At 32.4% G+C, this 16,056-nt stretch carries 12 protein-coding genes; 9 read left to right on the top strand and 3 right to left on the bottom strand.

Going from position 1 to position 16,056, the window contains the following annotated elements:
• The 5 genes from thrC (at nucleotide 1) to purF (ending at nucleotide 7,359) form a co-directional block, all read left to right on the top strand.
• Nucleotides 1-1,107, top strand: a complete 1,107-nt coding sequence (gene thrC, locus AC6EI2_RS07640) for a threonine synthase (protein WP_498461753.1) — start codon at nucleotides 1-3, stop codon at nucleotides 1,105-1,107.
• A 371-nt stretch (nucleotides 1,108-1,478) separates the two neighbouring features.
• Nucleotides 1,479-2,639: a DNA polymerase III subunit beta gene (gene dnaN / locus AC6EI2_RS07645; RefSeq protein ID WP_498461754.1), complete on the top strand. Its 1,161-nt coding sequence runs from the start codon at nucleotides 1,479-1,481 to the stop codon at nucleotides 2,637-2,639.
• 2 nt (nucleotides 2,640-2,641) lie between these two features.
• Nucleotides 2,642-3,424, top strand: a complete 783-nt coding sequence (locus AC6EI2_RS07650) for a PRC-barrel domain-containing protein (RefSeq protein WP_498461755.1) — start codon at nucleotides 2,642-2,644, stop codon at nucleotides 3,422-3,424.
• 3 nt (nucleotides 3,425-3,427) lie between these two features.
• Complete coding sequence (gene purL / locus AC6EI2_RS07655) at nucleotides 3,428-5,839, top strand: phosphoribosylformylglycinamidine synthase subunit PurL (RefSeq protein WP_498461756.1); 2,412 nt, start codon at nucleotides 3,428-3,430, stop codon at nucleotides 5,837-5,839.
• Nucleotides 5,840-5,901: 62 nt separating this feature from the next.
• Nucleotides 5,902-7,359, top strand: coding sequence for an amidophosphoribosyltransferase (purF, locus tag AC6EI2_RS07660; RefSeq protein ID WP_498461757.1), 1,458 nt, complete (start codon nucleotides 5,902-5,904; stop codon nucleotides 7,357-7,359).
• Here purF and AC6EI2_RS07665 read toward each other — a convergent pair.
• The 3 genes from AC6EI2_RS07665 to queG all read right to left on the bottom strand — a co-directional run bounded on the left by AC6EI2_RS07665 (nucleotide 7,356) and on the right by queG (nucleotide 11,739).
• Nucleotides 7,356-9,839, bottom strand: a complete 2,484-nt coding sequence (locus AC6EI2_RS07665) for a DNA gyrase/topoisomerase IV subunit A (protein ID WP_498461758.1) — start codon at nucleotides 9,837-9,839, stop codon at nucleotides 7,356-7,358. The two genes, purF and AC6EI2_RS07665, sit on opposite strands and share 4 nt — an antisense overlap.
• An 83-nt stretch (nucleotides 9,840-9,922) precedes the next feature.
• Entirely contained in the window at nucleotides 9,923-10,792 is an 870-nt protein-coding gene (locus AC6EI2_RS07670; RefSeq protein ID WP_498461759.1) for a tetratricopeptide repeat protein, read from the bottom strand.
• 2 nt (nucleotides 10,793-10,794) lie between these two features.
• On the bottom strand, nucleotides 10,795-11,739 hold the full coding sequence (gene queG / locus AC6EI2_RS07675) for a tRNA epoxyqueuosine(34) reductase QueG (RefSeq protein WP_498461760.1): 945 nt from the start codon (nucleotides 11,737-11,739) through the stop codon (nucleotides 10,795-10,797).
• Nucleotides 11,740-11,926: 187 nt separating this feature from the next.
• Here queG and AC6EI2_RS07680 point away from each other — a divergent pair, with 187 nt between their 5' ends.
• The 4 genes from AC6EI2_RS07680 (at nucleotide 11,927) to AC6EI2_RS07695 (ending at nucleotide 16,014) form a co-directional block, all read left to right on the top strand.
• The gene (locus AC6EI2_RS07680) at nucleotides 11,927-12,652 is read left to right on the top strand and encodes a DUF502 domain-containing protein (RefSeq protein WP_498461761.1); all 726 of its coding nucleotides are present in this window, start codon (nucleotides 11,927-11,929) and stop codon (nucleotides 12,650-12,652) included.
• Nucleotides 12,653-12,672: 20 nt separating this feature from the next.
• Nucleotides 12,673-13,299: a transcription antitermination factor NusB gene (gene nusB / locus AC6EI2_RS07685; protein WP_498461762.1), complete on the top strand. Its 627-nt coding sequence runs from the start codon at nucleotides 12,673-12,675 to the stop codon at nucleotides 13,297-13,299.
• Nucleotides 13,296-14,561, top strand: coding sequence for a signal recognition particle-docking protein FtsY (ftsY, locus tag AC6EI2_RS07690; protein ID WP_498461763.1), 1,266 nt, complete (start codon nucleotides 13,296-13,298; stop codon nucleotides 14,559-14,561). Before nusB ends, ftsY begins: the two co-directional genes overlap by 4 nt.
• Nucleotides 14,562-14,664: 103 nt before the next feature.
• Complete coding sequence (locus AC6EI2_RS07695) at nucleotides 14,665-16,014, top strand: PP2C family protein-serine/threonine phosphatase (protein ID WP_498463473.1); 1,350 nt, start codon at nucleotides 14,665-14,667, stop codon at nucleotides 16,012-16,014.
• Nucleotides 16,015-16,056: the final 42 nt, after the last annotated feature.

Below are 16,056 nucleotides of genomic sequence, written 5' to 3' on the forward strand. Positions count from 1 at the left end.
GTGGCATTTTCTAAAAAATTTAAGAAACTGTTTTTCTCTAGCCCAAAAAAAAACAATTGGAATGGGCTGATAAACGCTTACAAACCTTGGCTACCAGTAACAAATAAAACTCCCATAATAACTTTAAATGAAGGAGGAACACCTCTAATAGAAGTCAATTCAATAGCCAATCGAATAGGAAAAGGAGTAAAAGTATATGTGAAATATGACGGTCTAAATCCAACTGGATCATTCAAAGACAGAGGAATGACAATGGCTATTAGTAAAGCAAAAGAGAATGGTTGTGAAGCAGTAATTTGCGCAAGCACAGGTAACACCTCTGCCTCTGCAGCTGCCTATGCGAGCAAAGGAGGAATGAAATCTTTTGTAATTATCCCAGACGGATATGTTGCTCAAGGAAAATTAGCTCAAGCATTAGTGTATGGAGCAGAGATATTAGCGATTAAAGGAAATTTTGATAAAGCGTTGGAGATTGTAAGGGAATTGTCTGAAAAATATCCAATAACATTAGTAAATTCTGTAAATCCTTATAGATTGCAGGGACAAAAAACTGCGGCTTTTGAGATCATAGAAAATCTTGGAAATGCTCCTGATTGGTTATGTATTCCGATGGGAAATGCAGGGAATATAAGTGCATACTGGATGGGGTTTCAAGAATTTTTTCGCGCTAATAAGTCGAGGAAGCTCCCTCGAATGATGGGTTTTCAAGCAAGCGGATCTGCACCTTTAATAGAAGGTAAGAGTATCAGCAATCCAGAAACAATTGCCACTGCAATAAGAATAGGAAATCCTGTTAATAAAGAAAAAGCATTAAAAGCAAAAGATTCAAGCAATGGTAGATTTTCTTCTGTTACTGATTCAGAAATAATTGAAGCTTATAAAATTCTTGGAAGAGAAGAAGGAATTTTCTGCGAACCAGCTAGTGCAGCTTCTGTTGCAGGCTTATTAAAAATTAAAAAAGATGTTCCGGCGAACTCAACTATTGTTTGTGTTTTGACAGGAAATGGCTTGAAGGATCCTGATTGTGCCATTAAAAATAATGACGCAATTTTTCATACTGGTGTAGATGCGGAGATAAGTTCAATTACTAAAAAAATAGGTTTTTAAGGAAATTCAAATATCCAGTAAAAAAACTGTCTGTTGATTTCGTCTTGTTTTGATTGTTTTGGATGTGGAAAAAGAAAGAAAATTTCTTGGATATTTTTATTTCTTTTCCACAATCGTTTTTATAGGTGGATAAATATGTTTTTATCCACTTTTAAAAAATCTTTTCCACAGTAAAAAATTCAGAGAAACCTGTTAAGATCATTGTTTTTTGAAAAAACCACAAAAACCACAAGACCTACTACTACTAATTTATTTTCATATCATGAATATAGAAATATACTAGAAGAAGAAAAAAAAATTTTTTTTACGGTATTGCTTTTTTTAAATAGCTATGAAATTCTTATATCAACGGATTTTTTTGAGATAACGGAATGAAGCTAAGTTGTTCGCAATCAGATTTGAATACTGCTCTTCAGTTAGTTAGTAGAGCTATATCAAATCGACCGACACATCCAGTTTTAGCAAATGTTTTGTTAGCAGCTGACGAAGTCACAGGCAAGTTGCGCTTGACTGGCTTTGATTTAAGTTTAGGAATACAAACTTCAATATCAGCTTGTATAGATGAAAGTGGTGCTATTACTTTACCAGCTAAATTATTTGGAGAAATTGTTTCTAAATTATCAAATGATTCACCATTAGTATTAACTTCTGATGAAGTTAGTCAACAAGTTGAATTAACGAGTAAAAGTGGTACATATCAAGTAAGAGGAATGCTTTCTGATGATTTTCCTGATTTACCTTTAGTAGAAAGTAGTACTTCATTAAAATTAAATCCTTTATTACTCTCTAATGCAATTAAATCTACATTATTTGCAAGTAGTACAGATGACGCTAAACAATTACTTACTGGAGTTAATCTTACTTTTGATGGTTATGGTATTGAGTCTGCTGCTACAGATGGACATAGACTGGCTGTATTAAATCTAAAAAATATTTTATCTCAAACAAAAGATATAAATGATTTTACAGAATTTGAGAAATTTTCTATAACATTACCATCTAAATCTTTAAGAGAAGTTGAAAAGTTTTTAAGTGCTTGTGATAATAGTCAACCTATTAATTTTTTTATTGACAAAGGACAAGTAGTTTTTATATCTATTGATGAAATTATAACTATTAGAGCTCTAGAGGGTTCCTATCCAAATTATTCTCAATTACTACCTGATTCTTTTTCTAATATATTAGAATTTGATAAAAAAGAATTTATCGCTTCATTAGAGAGAATAGCTGTTTTAGCTGATCAACATAATAATGTTATAAAAATATCTACTGATAGTTCTGCTAAAGTAATTAAAATTAGTACTGATGCTCAAGATATAGGAACTGGTTTTGAGTCTATGCCAGTTTCTTTTAAAGGTGAATCTTTTCAAATTGCATTCAATGTAAGATATTTATTAGATGGTCTTAAAGTTATAGATTCAAATCTTATTAGGTTGAGTTGCAATGGACCTACAACTCCAGCTGTATTTTCACCTATTAATAGTGAGGTTAACTTTATATATCTAGTTATGCCAATTCAAATACGAAATTAATTTTGGGTAAAAAAAATCAGTTATTATTAAGTGATCTATTAAGAAATAATGTTCGCTGCGAAAATGGCATTGACCACGGACCAGTTGTTAATCCATGGATGCATCCTCCTGTTCATAGAATATTAGGATTTATTTCTCGTCCTTCCAATTTAAGACTTGAAAGAGAGGTTTGGAGGCTAGATCAAATAAAAGGATTAAACGAACAAGAAGTATTTGTAAAAGGACCTTGTTCTATATCTGATAATCAAACTTTAGAGCGTTTTCCTACCTTGTTAAATTCGAATGTTTTTAATAGAAAAGGTCAAAAATTAGGTTTAATTGCGGATTTTCTTTTTGACACTAAGAATGGAAAGATACAATACTATTTAGTTAGTAGAACAAATCCACTAATTCCTGGAACAAGTCGTTGGTTATTATCACTATCTAAAATTATTGACAAACAACCAGGTTCTATTTCATGTGATATAGATTCGTTTGAAGATATACCAATACAAAAAGCTAGTTTTAAAGAAGAATTTCTAAGCAAAAGCAGAAAATGGAAAACTCAATTTCAAGATCTCACATACAATGCTTCTGATAAACTTGAGGGATGGATTGATGACAAAATTACCGAAAACGCTTTCGATTTTAAAGAAGACACTTCTAAAATTGATAGTGGTGGCAACTCATACGATGACTGGATTGATAATTTAGATATAGATAGTTCAGAAGAATTTAATAGAATGAATAAGCGATCAAGAAAAAAAGGTTTAGCAAATGAAAAAGATCTTGATCCTTGGATTTGATTTATGACATCTTTTTCAGACATTAATGATTTTCAACAGTTAATTAATTTACCAAATTTTTTTGTTGAATACGATGTTTTATCTTCCTTAAGCCAAGAGGGGTTAAAGCAATCAGATTATGTTGAAATTTGTAGAAGACTAAAGCGACCACCAAATAGAAACGAATTAGGAATGTTTGGTGTTATGTGGTCTGAGCATTGTTGTTATCGAAATTCACGTCCATTACTCAAAAATTTTCCAATAACAGGGCCTAGAATAATTGTTGGCCCTGGAGAAAACGCAGGAGTTGTAGATATTGGTTGTAATCAAAAATTGGTATTTAAAATTGAAAGTCATAATCATCCATCTGCTGTAGAACCTTTTCAAGGTGCAGCAACAGGAGTAGGTGGTATTTTGAGAGATATTTTTACTATGGGAGCAAGACCAATAGCGATATTAAATGCTTTAAGATTTGGACCGTTGGAAGATAAAAAAAATATTAGTTTATTAGAAGGTGTCGTAGCAGGTATCTCGCATTATGGGAATTGTGTAGGTGTTCCGACCATAGGAGGTGAAGTTGGTTTTGATAGTAGTTATTCGGGTAATCCTTTAGTTAATGCAATGGCATTGGGTTTGATGGAAACAGATAAGATAGTTTGTTCAGGAGCTAGTGGAATTGATTTTCCAGTTCTTTATGTAGGAAATACAACAGGGAGAGATGGAATGGGAGGAGCAAGTTTTGCTAGTTCGGAACTTTCAAAAACCTCTATAGATGATCGACCTGCTGTGCAAGTGGGTGACCCTTTTCTTGAAAAAGGATTGATTGAAGCATGTTTAGAGGCGTTTAAAACAGGATACGTAATTGCTGCTCAGGATATGGGCGCTGCAGGTCTTACTTGTAGTTGTTCTGAAATGGCTTCAAAAGGAGAGGTGGGAATCGAATTAGATCTTGATCTTGTTCCAGCGAGAGAAAAAGGAATGACTGCATATGAATTTTTGTTGTCTGAGTCACAAGAACGAATGTTATTTGTAGTTAAACCTGGTTCAGAACAAGAGTTAAGACAATTATTTACGAGATGGGGATTATATGTTGCAGTTGTAGGAAAAGTTTTAAAAGAAAAAGTTGTTAGAGTATTACATAAAGGCGAAGTTGTAGCAAATCTACCAGCATCTGCACTTGCTGATGATACACCTATAGAAAAACATTTATTATTAAAATCTACTCCTGAGTATTTAAAAGATCATTGGAAATGGACTGAAGATTTACTACCTAATAATTTAAAAAATGGAACCATTAATATAAATAATAATGTATTTATTAGTTGGAATAATGTTTTATTAAATTTATTAAGTAGTCCTTCAATAGCATCAAAAAATTGGATATATAAGCAATACGACTATCAAGTTCAATCTAATACAGTTGTTGCTCCTGGAGAAGCCGATGCAGCTGTTATAAGAATACGTTCTCAAAAAGATTTTAAAACCAAATCAAATCATATTAGAGGTATAGCCTCGTCAGTTGATTGTAATGATAGATGGGTATATTTAGACCCTGAACGTGGAAGCATGGCTGCTGTTGTAGAAGCTGCTAGAAATTTAAGTTGTGTAGGAGCCGACCCAATAGCGATTACTAATAATTTAAATTTTTCTTCTCCTGAAAAACCAGTAGGTTTTTGGCAACTATCAATGTCTTGTAAAGGTATAAGTAATGCGTGTAAATCAATGAAGACTCCTGTGACAGGCGGCAATGTATCTTTATACAATGATACAAAATTACCAAATGACGCTGTTATACCAATACATCCCACACCCGTAATTGGTATGGTTGGATTAATAGAAGATTTAAATAAAGTTTGTAAAAAATCTTGGATTAAAGAAGGTGATCAAATATGGATGTTAGGATTACCTTTAGAAACTAATAGTAATCTAGATAATAGAATTTCATTATCTGCTTCATCTTATTTAGAATATATTCATGGTCTTAAAACAGGAAGACCACCTGAAATAGATTTAGATTTAGAGAAACAAGTTCAATTATTTCTAAGAAATATAATTAAAAAAGATATGATTAATTCTGCCCATGACTTAGGGGGTGGAGGTTTAGTAGTAGCTTTAGCTGAATGTTGTATTTCTTCTGGATTTGGTGCCACTATTCAACTTCCTTCAAGTGAATCACGATTAGATCGTTTGCTTTTTGCTGAAGGTGGAGGCAGAATTTTAGTTAGTTGTTCATCTGAACAAACTTTAAAATTAAAAAATTATTATAAAAAAATATCCCTACAACAAGCTATAAATTTTTCAATATCACATTTAGGTACTGTAAATGATCAAAATAAATTATCAGTATACCAAGCTAATAATTCGATTATAGATGTTGATATTCTTCATATAAAAGATACATATAAAAATGCTATTTTAAAAAAAATAGTTAAATAAAATCTCTTATGAATTATAATTTAAAAATTAAAATATCATCTGTTTAACTGAGGAATATAATTATGTGTGGAATCGTAGGGGTTGTTTCTTCAGATCAATGTAATCAACAAATTTACGATAGTTTGTTATTGCTTCAGCATAGGGGGCAAGATTCCACAGGTATTGCAACGATGGATGGAAGTGTTTTTCATATTAATAAATCTAAAGGTCAAGTAAGAGAAGCTTATAGAACAAGAGATATGAGAAGCTTGATTGGAAAGGTTGGGTTAGGGCATGTCCGATATGCCACAAAAGGAGCTGCTCATCGAGAAGAGGAGGCGCAACCTTTTTATGTGAATGCTCCATATGGAATAATTCTTGTTCATAATGGCAATTTAACTAATACAAGGGAGTTAGAAAAAGAACTTTTTAAAGTCGATAGGAGGCATACAAATACTTCAAGTGATACTGAAATGTTATTAAATGTTTTGGCAACAGAACTGAATAGTTCAATAAAAGGTAAAGATATAAACCCAGACGATCTTTTTACTGCTGTACATAGACTTCATGCAAGAGTTGAGGGATCATATGCTTCTATTGCTTTAATAGCAGGTTATGGCCTTTTAGCTTTTAGAGACCCTTTTGGGATTCGTCCCTTGGTAATTGGTAAAAGAGTAAAAGAAAATAATAAACCTGAGTGGGTAATCGCTAGCGAATCATTAGTTATTGAAAATAATGATTATCAAATTGTTAGAGATGTTGAACCGGGAGAGGCGATATTTATTACCTCTGAAGGTGAGTTTTTTTCTAAACAATGTTCAAATCAACCTCAATTATTTCCATGCTCATTTGAATATGTTTATTTAGCTAGACCTGACTCAATTATGAATGGTATTTCTGTATATGAATCAAGGTTAAGGATGGGAGATCAATTAGCAGAAACAATAAAAAAACAAATTTCATGCGGCGATGTAGATGTAGTAATGCCCATACCTGATTCTTCTAGACCTGCTGCTATGCAAGTAGCAAGACAGTTAGGAATTGAATATAGAGAGGGATTTTTTAAAAATCGTTATGTCGGGAGAACTTTTATTATGCCTGGTCAATCATTACGAAAACGTTCTGTTCGTCAGAAGTTAAATGCAATGAGTACTGAATTTAAAAATAAAAATGTTTTGATAGTCGATGATTCGGTAGTTAGAGGAACAACCTCTCAGCAAATTGTTCAAATGGCAAGAAGTGCAGGTGCAAATAAGGTAACTTTTACTTCTGCTGCTCCACCAATTAGATACCCACATGTTTATGGAATTAACATGCCAAGTAGGAATGAATTGATTGCATATAATAGAAATATAAATGAAATAGAAGAGAATTTACTTATTGATAAAATGATTTATCAAGAAGTTGAAGATCTTACTAAGGCTATAATAAATAATTCAAATATTAAGGAATTAGATTTATCTTGTTTTACAGGAAAATATGTTACGGGAACAGTGACTGATGAATATTTAAAGTGGGTAGAAAACACTTCTCTATCTTAGTTTATTTCAGGTATTATCATTGAAAAAGTAGATTCTATAAACTCATCATCATTTAATTCTAGATTTAAATTTTTTTCTTTTTTATAGGAACTATTATTAATTTCATCTCTTTCTAATTTTTTATATCTATCTTTATTTGTTTTGATATAAACGTATTTATTATTTATAAAACAATTAATTATTCTGTCATTTATTTTTTTATTATCTTTTAAATTGATACCCATAGTTCCTAACTCTCCTTTTTGAGATACTTTTATTTCTTTTGTTTTGTGTTTAATGAAAGAACCTTTACTTGTTATTAAAACTAAGTCTCCAATTTGTTTTTCTGAAATATTTATAGCTTCAATAATATTTTCTCCTGGAAATAATTTCATTATGCTGGTACCTTGAGCTAATTTTCCCATAAAGGGATAGTTTTTTTCCGTTATTTTTAGTTTTATAATTCTGCCAATATTACTTATTACATATAAATAGCTATCTTCCTCACAAAGCAAACACGATTTTAGCGTAATATTATTTTTTAACTTTACAACCGTAGTTGATCTATTAGATATTTCGGTAATCTCATCAATTGAAACTCTTTTAAATTTTCCATCACTACTGATTAATCCTAAACTTATATTTTTTTGTTCTGGCAATGGAATAAGATTAATTATTTTATCATTTTCTAATCCTGCTGGTAAAAAGTGTTCTAATTGACCTGGTTTTTGTCCTGCAAATTCCCATTTAAGAAGACCTATTTTACCTAGTCGACTTACAGCTAATATTTTTGGTTCATTAATAATAGGCCATATTAGTTTTGACGGTATAATATCTTGCCTGTCTTGATTACTATCTTTTAATTTTAATTTTTTAATTGTTATGGAAGGGATTATTTTTATTTCATTATTTGATTGAATAACTATTTCAGAATCTATAGGTAATTGTTTTAGAGCATTTATTCTTTGAAGCTCTTTATTTGGTCTTTGATTCGCAAGTTTTTCCGCAATCAGTGCATCACCGCCCTCTATTAACTTTGTTTTCCTATCACTTCCAAACTTCTTTTTAAGCTCCTTAAGTTCTTTTATAAGTAATTTTAACAATTTTTCTCTATCATTGATAATTGACTCAAGATTTTCCCTTCTATTTTTTAACTCTTCAATTTCTTTTTTTAATGAATTCTTTTCAAGACTCGTAATCTTTTTTAATGGCATACTTAAAATACCATCAGCTTGTCTTTCGTTTATCTTTAGGTTATTAATTAAATTATTTTTAGCTTCCAATGCATCTTTAGAATTTTCAATCAAATTTATTATTTCTCTAAGATTATTTATAGCTTCGATTAGTGCTTCAACGATTTCTTGTCTGCTTTTGATTTTTTTTAATAGATATTTACTTCTTAGTAAAATAGTATTTTCTCTAAATTCTAAAAAATTATCTAATAGCTTTCTTAGTGTTAATTGTACTGGTTGACCATTAACTAATGCAAGCAAAATAGCTCCAAAATTACTTTGTAAAGAGGTTTTTTGATATAAAAAATCTAGAATTTTTTTAGGATTAGAATCTCTTTTTATTTCCACAAGAATTCTCATTCCATCTCTATCACTTTCATCTCTAATATCAGCTATTCCGGAAACTTTTCCATTATTTACTAGGTCAGCTAATTTTTCAATCCAAGAAGCTTTGTTTAGTTGATATGGAAGTTCAGTAATGACAATGCCATTTCTTTTGTGTTTTCCTTTTCCAGGATTAATCTCTTCAATATGAGCAATACCTCTCATGGTTATACTTCCTCTTCCTTTTGCGTAAGTTTCTTTAATTCCATTACTTATTAAGATTTCTCCGCCTGTTGGAAAGTCGGGTCCTGGGATCAGTTCTAATAATTTTTCTTCGCTCAAGGAAGGTTTTTTTATGATGGCTATTAGACCTTCTATCACCTCGTTTAAATTATGAGGGGGAATACTAGTAGCCATTCCAACTGCAATTCCAGCACTTCCATTTAAAAGTAAGAATGGTAATTGAGCTGGTAAAACATCTGGTTCTTGCTGAGACCCATCAAAATTGGGAGAAAAATCAACAGTTTCTTGATCTATTTCACTTAAAATTGCATCGTTAGATATTTGTGCTAGTCGAGTTTCTGTATATCTCATTGCAGCTGGTGGATCGTCATCAATGGATCCAAAGTTTCCGTGACCATCAAGAATTGGGTATCTTGAACTAAAAATTTGTACTTGTCTTACAAGAGCATCGTAAACGGCTTGATCACCATGGGGATGATATTTTCCAAGAACGTCTCCAACCACACGAGCACATTTCCTATAAGGCCTATCAGGAGTCAGACCTAATTCGTGCATCGCAAAAAGAATTCTTCTTTGAACAGGCTTTAGTCCGTCTCTCGCGTCTGGCAAAGCTCTTCCAACGATTACGCTCATTGCGTATTCGAGATAAGAACGCTGCATTTCTTGATGCAACGATATTGGTTTCAGGCGTTCCTTGGCCATCTCTGAGTTCGTAAGAGGCCTAAATTTCTTTATTTAGGCTACTAACTAATCTGTTAAAAACCAGTTTTTTGTTAAACATTAATTTATTGGTTTTTTTCTTTGGCTTCTTTAACTACTTTTTTCATTTCTTCCATCTTAAATAAAAGTTGTGCTGATTTTTGTAATTTCTTGCCCCATAATTGCTTTGCTTGATACTCTTTTGAAACATATTGAGGATTAGATTTTAAAGCATTTTTTGCTAAGTCCAATGATTCGATAGAGCTATTACTTGAAGAAAATAATGCTATTGCTAAAGCAAGCATTGGCTCTGCATCATTACTAATTTTTAGTGCTGATTTAAATTTTAGTATAGCTTCTTTTGAATTATTTAATTCATATAATACAAGCCCTTCATTGTTAATAGATTGCCAAAAATTTGAATTAATTCTTGATGATGTTTTAAAAGCAATTAAAGCTGACTTATAATTATTTAACATTATTTCTGCGTTACCTAGTTGAAAATAACCTCTCTCATTTTGTGTGTTGATTGATAAGCCTTTTTTTATATAAAATTTGGCTTTTTCTGGATTTTTTAAATCCATATATATATGTGCTTTTCTGTAATATATACTTTCTTCTTTTGGTTTTAACTTAAGTGCTTTACTTAATGATGATAATGCTTGATACTCTCTATTTGCTATAACTTGTGCTTCTGCAAGACTTGTCCAGAGTTCAATTTCTTTAGGATTTAAGTTAACGGCAAGTTTTAAAAGTTTAATTGCTTCATTGTTTTGACCAAACCGAATTAGTTGTATCGCTGTTTTACCTAATTGTATCGACGTAGATTCTAGTTCTTTTTGATTTGGCTCGTTAATTCTAGGAATAAATGCATTTGATGATCTAGTTATGATAAAAGAATCAAATAGAACTAAACAAATTAGAAAATGATAAATTTTTGGAAAGTAATTTTTCATTTTTACTGATTATTTGAGATTGAATTTATATTTCTACGCCACATCCATGGTTTAATTCGTTTTAATGCTGATTTGTTTAAAGCTTCTTTCCACTTTGAATCACTCCAAGATAATGCATCTTTTTTGTTTATGTTCATAATCCATTCAGATGGTTGTAGATCTGGTTCAGAGGTATTTGGTATATTTTTCTGATTCCATGGGCATACTTCCTGACAAATATCACAACCTGCAATCCAATTTCCCATATTGTTAATTATATTTTCTGGTAATTCTTTTTCTCTGTTTTCCAAAGTGTGATATGCCAAGCACTTATTTGCATTAACAACAAAGGGTTCTTCAATCGCTTTGGTTGGGCATGCATCAATACATTTTTCACATTCGCCGCATATTGGTTGTGAAGGTTTGTCAGCTTCCAAAATTTCAGTAGATAGAAGATGACCTATGAACATCCATGAACCAATTTTAGAGTTAATTATATTGCTATGTTTTCCAATCCACCCAATTCCAGCTTCTTCAGCCCAAGCTTTGTCTAAAAAAGCATTCGTATCAACGCATATTTTCCATTTAGAGTCTGGTCTCTCTTTTTCCAAAAATAGAGCGATTTTTTTTAATTTTTTTTCAATAATTTTGTGATAATCGTTTCCCCATCCATATCTGGCAATAGATATGTCTTTAGGCGTTTTGTCAGTCTCTATATAGTAATTAAGTCCAACAGCAAGAATACTTTTTACCCCTTGAAGCATATTTTCAACATTCTTTCTTTTAGGGTTTTTCATCCATTCCATTTTTGCTTGATGTCCAGCTTGTAGCCATCTTTCTAAGGCAGCCGTTCGAAGGTTTAATCTTGAAGATCCTGGAACTTTTGCAATCCCTACTGCATCAAAGCCTTCCTTAAAAGCCTCCTCTTTAATTTTTTTTGTTAGAGCAATCGATTTCTTCGTGTTCACAAGCAGCTTTGTAAGAATAATTTTTTTACCTTTACTGAAAAGGTTTTCCAGGCAAATGCGACTTTATATGTGCCCTTAAATGCTTTCTTTTAATGTTTTATTTCTATTAATAGCTTAAATTATTTAATTAATGCACTGAATTTGGTTAGATTGTATATATATACATTGTTCGGACTCTCTTTATTTGGTGCAGTCCTCCTCTCCAAAGGAAGACCTGACTCTTGGCTCAAGGCTTCAGCAGGATCTTAAAAATGACCTTATAGCTGGTCTGTTGGTAGTTATTCCTTTAGCTACCACCATTTGGCTGTCTACGATTGTCAGCCGTTTTGTTCTGGCAATATTAACCTCTATACCAAAACAATTAAATCCCTTTATTACTCTTAATCCTTTATTGCAAGATCTAATTAATCTTGCGTTGGGCTTAACTGTCCCTCTCCTGGGTATTCTATTGATAGGGTTAATGGCCAGGAACTTTGTAGGGCGATGGTTGCTTGAGTTTGGGGAAGGGACGCTTTCTCGAATACCTCTTGCGGGATCAGTTTATAAAACTCTCAAACAATTGTTAGAAACTTTTCTTAGAGATAATTCAACAAGATTCCGCAGAGTTGTTTTAGTTGAATACCCTCGTGAAGGCTTATTTAGTGTTGGTTTTGTCACAGGAATTGTTGGACCATCTCTTCAAACTGAACCAGATCAACCCTTATTAAGTGTTTTTATACCTACAGCTCCTAACCCTACAACTGGCTGGTACACCTTGGTCCCAGAAGGATCTGTTAAGGACTTAGATATATCTGTTGAAGATGCATTTAGAACTATTATTTCTGCTGGAATTGTAAATCCTGATGACAGGAACAACTCTACAAATACTTCTTTTTCCAGTTTATTTTCTCAGTTAAGAGCTTCATCTTCTTAAGGTATTTTTCATTTATACATATGCAATTAAAATCAATTTCTAGAGAATTAGCTCTATTGCTTCTAGGACAAATAAACAAAAAAGATACTAAAAACCACAATATTGAAAGTCTACTTAGTCAAGCGATTGAGTCTTTAACCCAACATTGGCGTGAGCAACTAGATTTATGTGCGGCAAAATTAGAAAAAGCTAATCAGGAATTATTAGATAGTGAATTTCAAGAGGATGCAGGTTTGTTAAAAAATTGTCGTAATCATTTAAAAATTTGCCTAATTGATTCTGAGAATATACTTAATTGTTTATCTGAAAGTATCGAATTACCAAGATTAATAGCACTAGTTGATCAAAAAGAAATACGTGAGCTAGCTCTTAAACGAGTTTATAAAGTTATTGATAAGCAAGAAGAGATTGATAAGAATCTTGATACCGTCATGGAAGGTTGGCGTTTAAAAAGATTACCTAGAATTGATAGAGATATTTTAAGATTGGCATTGGTAGATTTGATTGATTTTAATACTCCTACCGCGGTTACATGTAATGAGGCTGTAAATCTAGCTAATCGATATAGCGACGAACAAGGTCGCAGAATGATTAATGGAGTTTTAAGAAATCTTCAAAATTCCAATTTAATACTTACTACGAAATGAAAGACGATTTTTCTCAGGAAGAAACAGCCTCTTTTGATAATGATAAAAGTGAGGATTCTCAACTTGCTGCAAATGAGTCTTTAGATTGGGCAAAACAAGCTTATTTGCAACTTAAACAAAAACAAAAAGAAGAGAAAGAATTACTTCAAAAAGAAATTAGTAAAAAAAACAAATCTAAATTAGATATTTTACCTGAAAATAATTCTCAAGATATTAAAGATTTAAAAGAAGAAGATGAGCCTGAACTAGGAGATTTTGATGATACTTTTACTTGGTCAGCGGAAGTTTTAGCTGCACAAGGTAAAAAAATTAATCAATTTTCATTAGATGAAATTGATTGGCTTAGTAGGTTGAAACAAGGATTAGAAAAAACTCGTAAAGGGTTTGTTACAGATTTACTAGATAAGTTAGGCGATGATCCACTGACTCCTGAAATTCTTGATGATTTAGAAACTCTTTTACTTAGATCAGACGCGGGAGTTTCTGCTACTGATCAAATTTTAGATTCTTTGAGAAGGAAGTTAAACGAGGAAGTCGTTGAAGCTTCTGAAGGTTTGCGTTTTTTAAAAGAACAATTAGTTAATATTTTAGAAAAGCCAATAAAAGATAGTGGTGTTGATTTACTTTCCCCAAAAAAAGGTTTTTTGAATATTTGGATGTTAGTTGGTGTTAATGGTGTTGGTAAAACAACGACCCTTGGCAAATTAGCAAGTGTTGCAAAAAGAAGTGGTTTTTCTGCAATGATTGCTGCTGCAGATACTTTTAGAGCTGCAGCGGTTCAACAAGTAAAAGTATGGGGTAAAAGAACAGGGGTTGAGGTAATTGCAAACGAATCTAAAAATGCTGATCCAGCATCAGTAGTGTTTGATGCTATTGGAGCATGTAAATCAAAGAATATTGATTTATTATTGGTTGATACCGCAGGAAGATTACAAACGAAAAATAATTTAATGGAGGAATTAAAAAAAATTCGAAAAATTATTACCAAACTTGCTCCTACAGCAAATGTTGAATCTTTACTAGTTCTTGATTCTAGTCAAGGTCAAAATGGACTGAAGCAGGCTTTAGCGTTTGCTGAGTCAGCAAATTTAACTGGCGTAATACTTACAAAACTCGATGGATCTTCCAGAGGCGGAGTTGCGATGGCTGTTGCATCAGAAGCGAAACTTCCTGTCAGATTTATAGGCGCTGGCGAGAAGATTAGGGACTTACGACCATTTAACAGCTTTGAATTTATTGAGGCACTTTTAACTGTTCGATGAGTTCTAGAAATTTTTGGTACATGTTGCTAAATTTTAATTTCTTTGTTGCTGGAGAATAGTGAAAGAAAATTCTCCGATTTCAGAAAAAAAGTATTTTAATTCAATTAACTCTTTATCAAGTGATGCGTCTAAGTCGCTGACAGATTTAATTGATAGTCTTTCTCAAGAGCAAGTCTTTAATCAAGACTTATTACTTTCATTAAGCTTCGCTCTGCGTAGTTTCACTAATTTACAGCGCTTTCTTGAACTTATTCCACTTTTTGTGACTCAATTAGTTGGTGTCAAATGGGCAATCTTAATTCCTTTTCAAGATAACGGCAGTCTTTGGTGCGAACAATTGCAAATGTTTCCAACTGATGAAGATCCTGAACTGTTTAGAAAATTATTTCTTTTAGAAGAGGGAAAGAAACCTGGTTTTGGTATGGATGAAAAGAATATTGCAATATTGGATCGCTTGGTTCAAAGATATTTTGATTCTTGTAATTTTATTGCTACATCAATAGTTTCTCGGGGCAGAAATAGAGGTCGATTGTACGTAATTGATAAAAAAGAGATTATTTTTGGCAGTAATGTTCATCGAAAACATATTCAAATTGTTGCTGATTTGACTGGAGTAGCGATAGAAAATGATGTCATATTTCAGGTAATTAGAAATCATGAGAAAGTCGATAGACAAATAAGTACTGGGGCTGAAATCCAATCACAACTATTACCCGATCAATGTCCAATAATTGATGGAGTTGAATTAGCTGCCTGTTGTAGGCCTGCTTTTCAAGTAGGTGGTGATTATTACGATTTTATGCCTACTCGTCCAGAATTGAATACAACTGCAAAATCCAGTGGTAGATGGGCTTTTGTAATTGGTGATGTCATGGGTAAAGGCGTACCTGCCGGATTGTTGATGACTATGTTGCGAGGAATGCTTCGAGCAGAGGTTTTAACAGGATTACCCCCTGATTCTATTTTGCATGATTTAAATCAATTAGCTCTTGAAGATCTAACTCAATCACATAGGTTTGTAACTTTGTTTTATTCGGATTTTGATGCGCAATCGAGAAAACTGCGTTTTGCTAATGCAGCACATAATCCTCCATTGCTATGGTGTGCTAAGTCACAATCAATTAATCGATTAGATGCTCCTGGTCTATTGATAGGTCTTCAACCTGAAGCTGAATATGGATGTGGAGAGATTGTTCTTCAGCCTGGAGATGTTCTTCTTTATTACACCGATGGCGTTACTGATGCACCTGGTATCTCAGGTGAACGTTTTGATGAAAATCGTTTGATAACTTTTTTAGATAAATTTGCTAGAGAGGGATTAGGTGCTAAAAAAATACTGAATAAACTTTTTGAAAGATTAGATGCGTTTGTTGGTGTGAGTGATCATCATCTTGAGGATGATGCATCAATGGTGGTTTTAAAAGTCAATGAAGATCAACGGTTCCTGAATTAACTTGGTAAAACTCCTGACAATTGCTAAGACTCTTGCTTTATT

The sequence above is a fragment of the Prochlorococcus sp. MIT2302 genome (assembly GCF_059772385.1).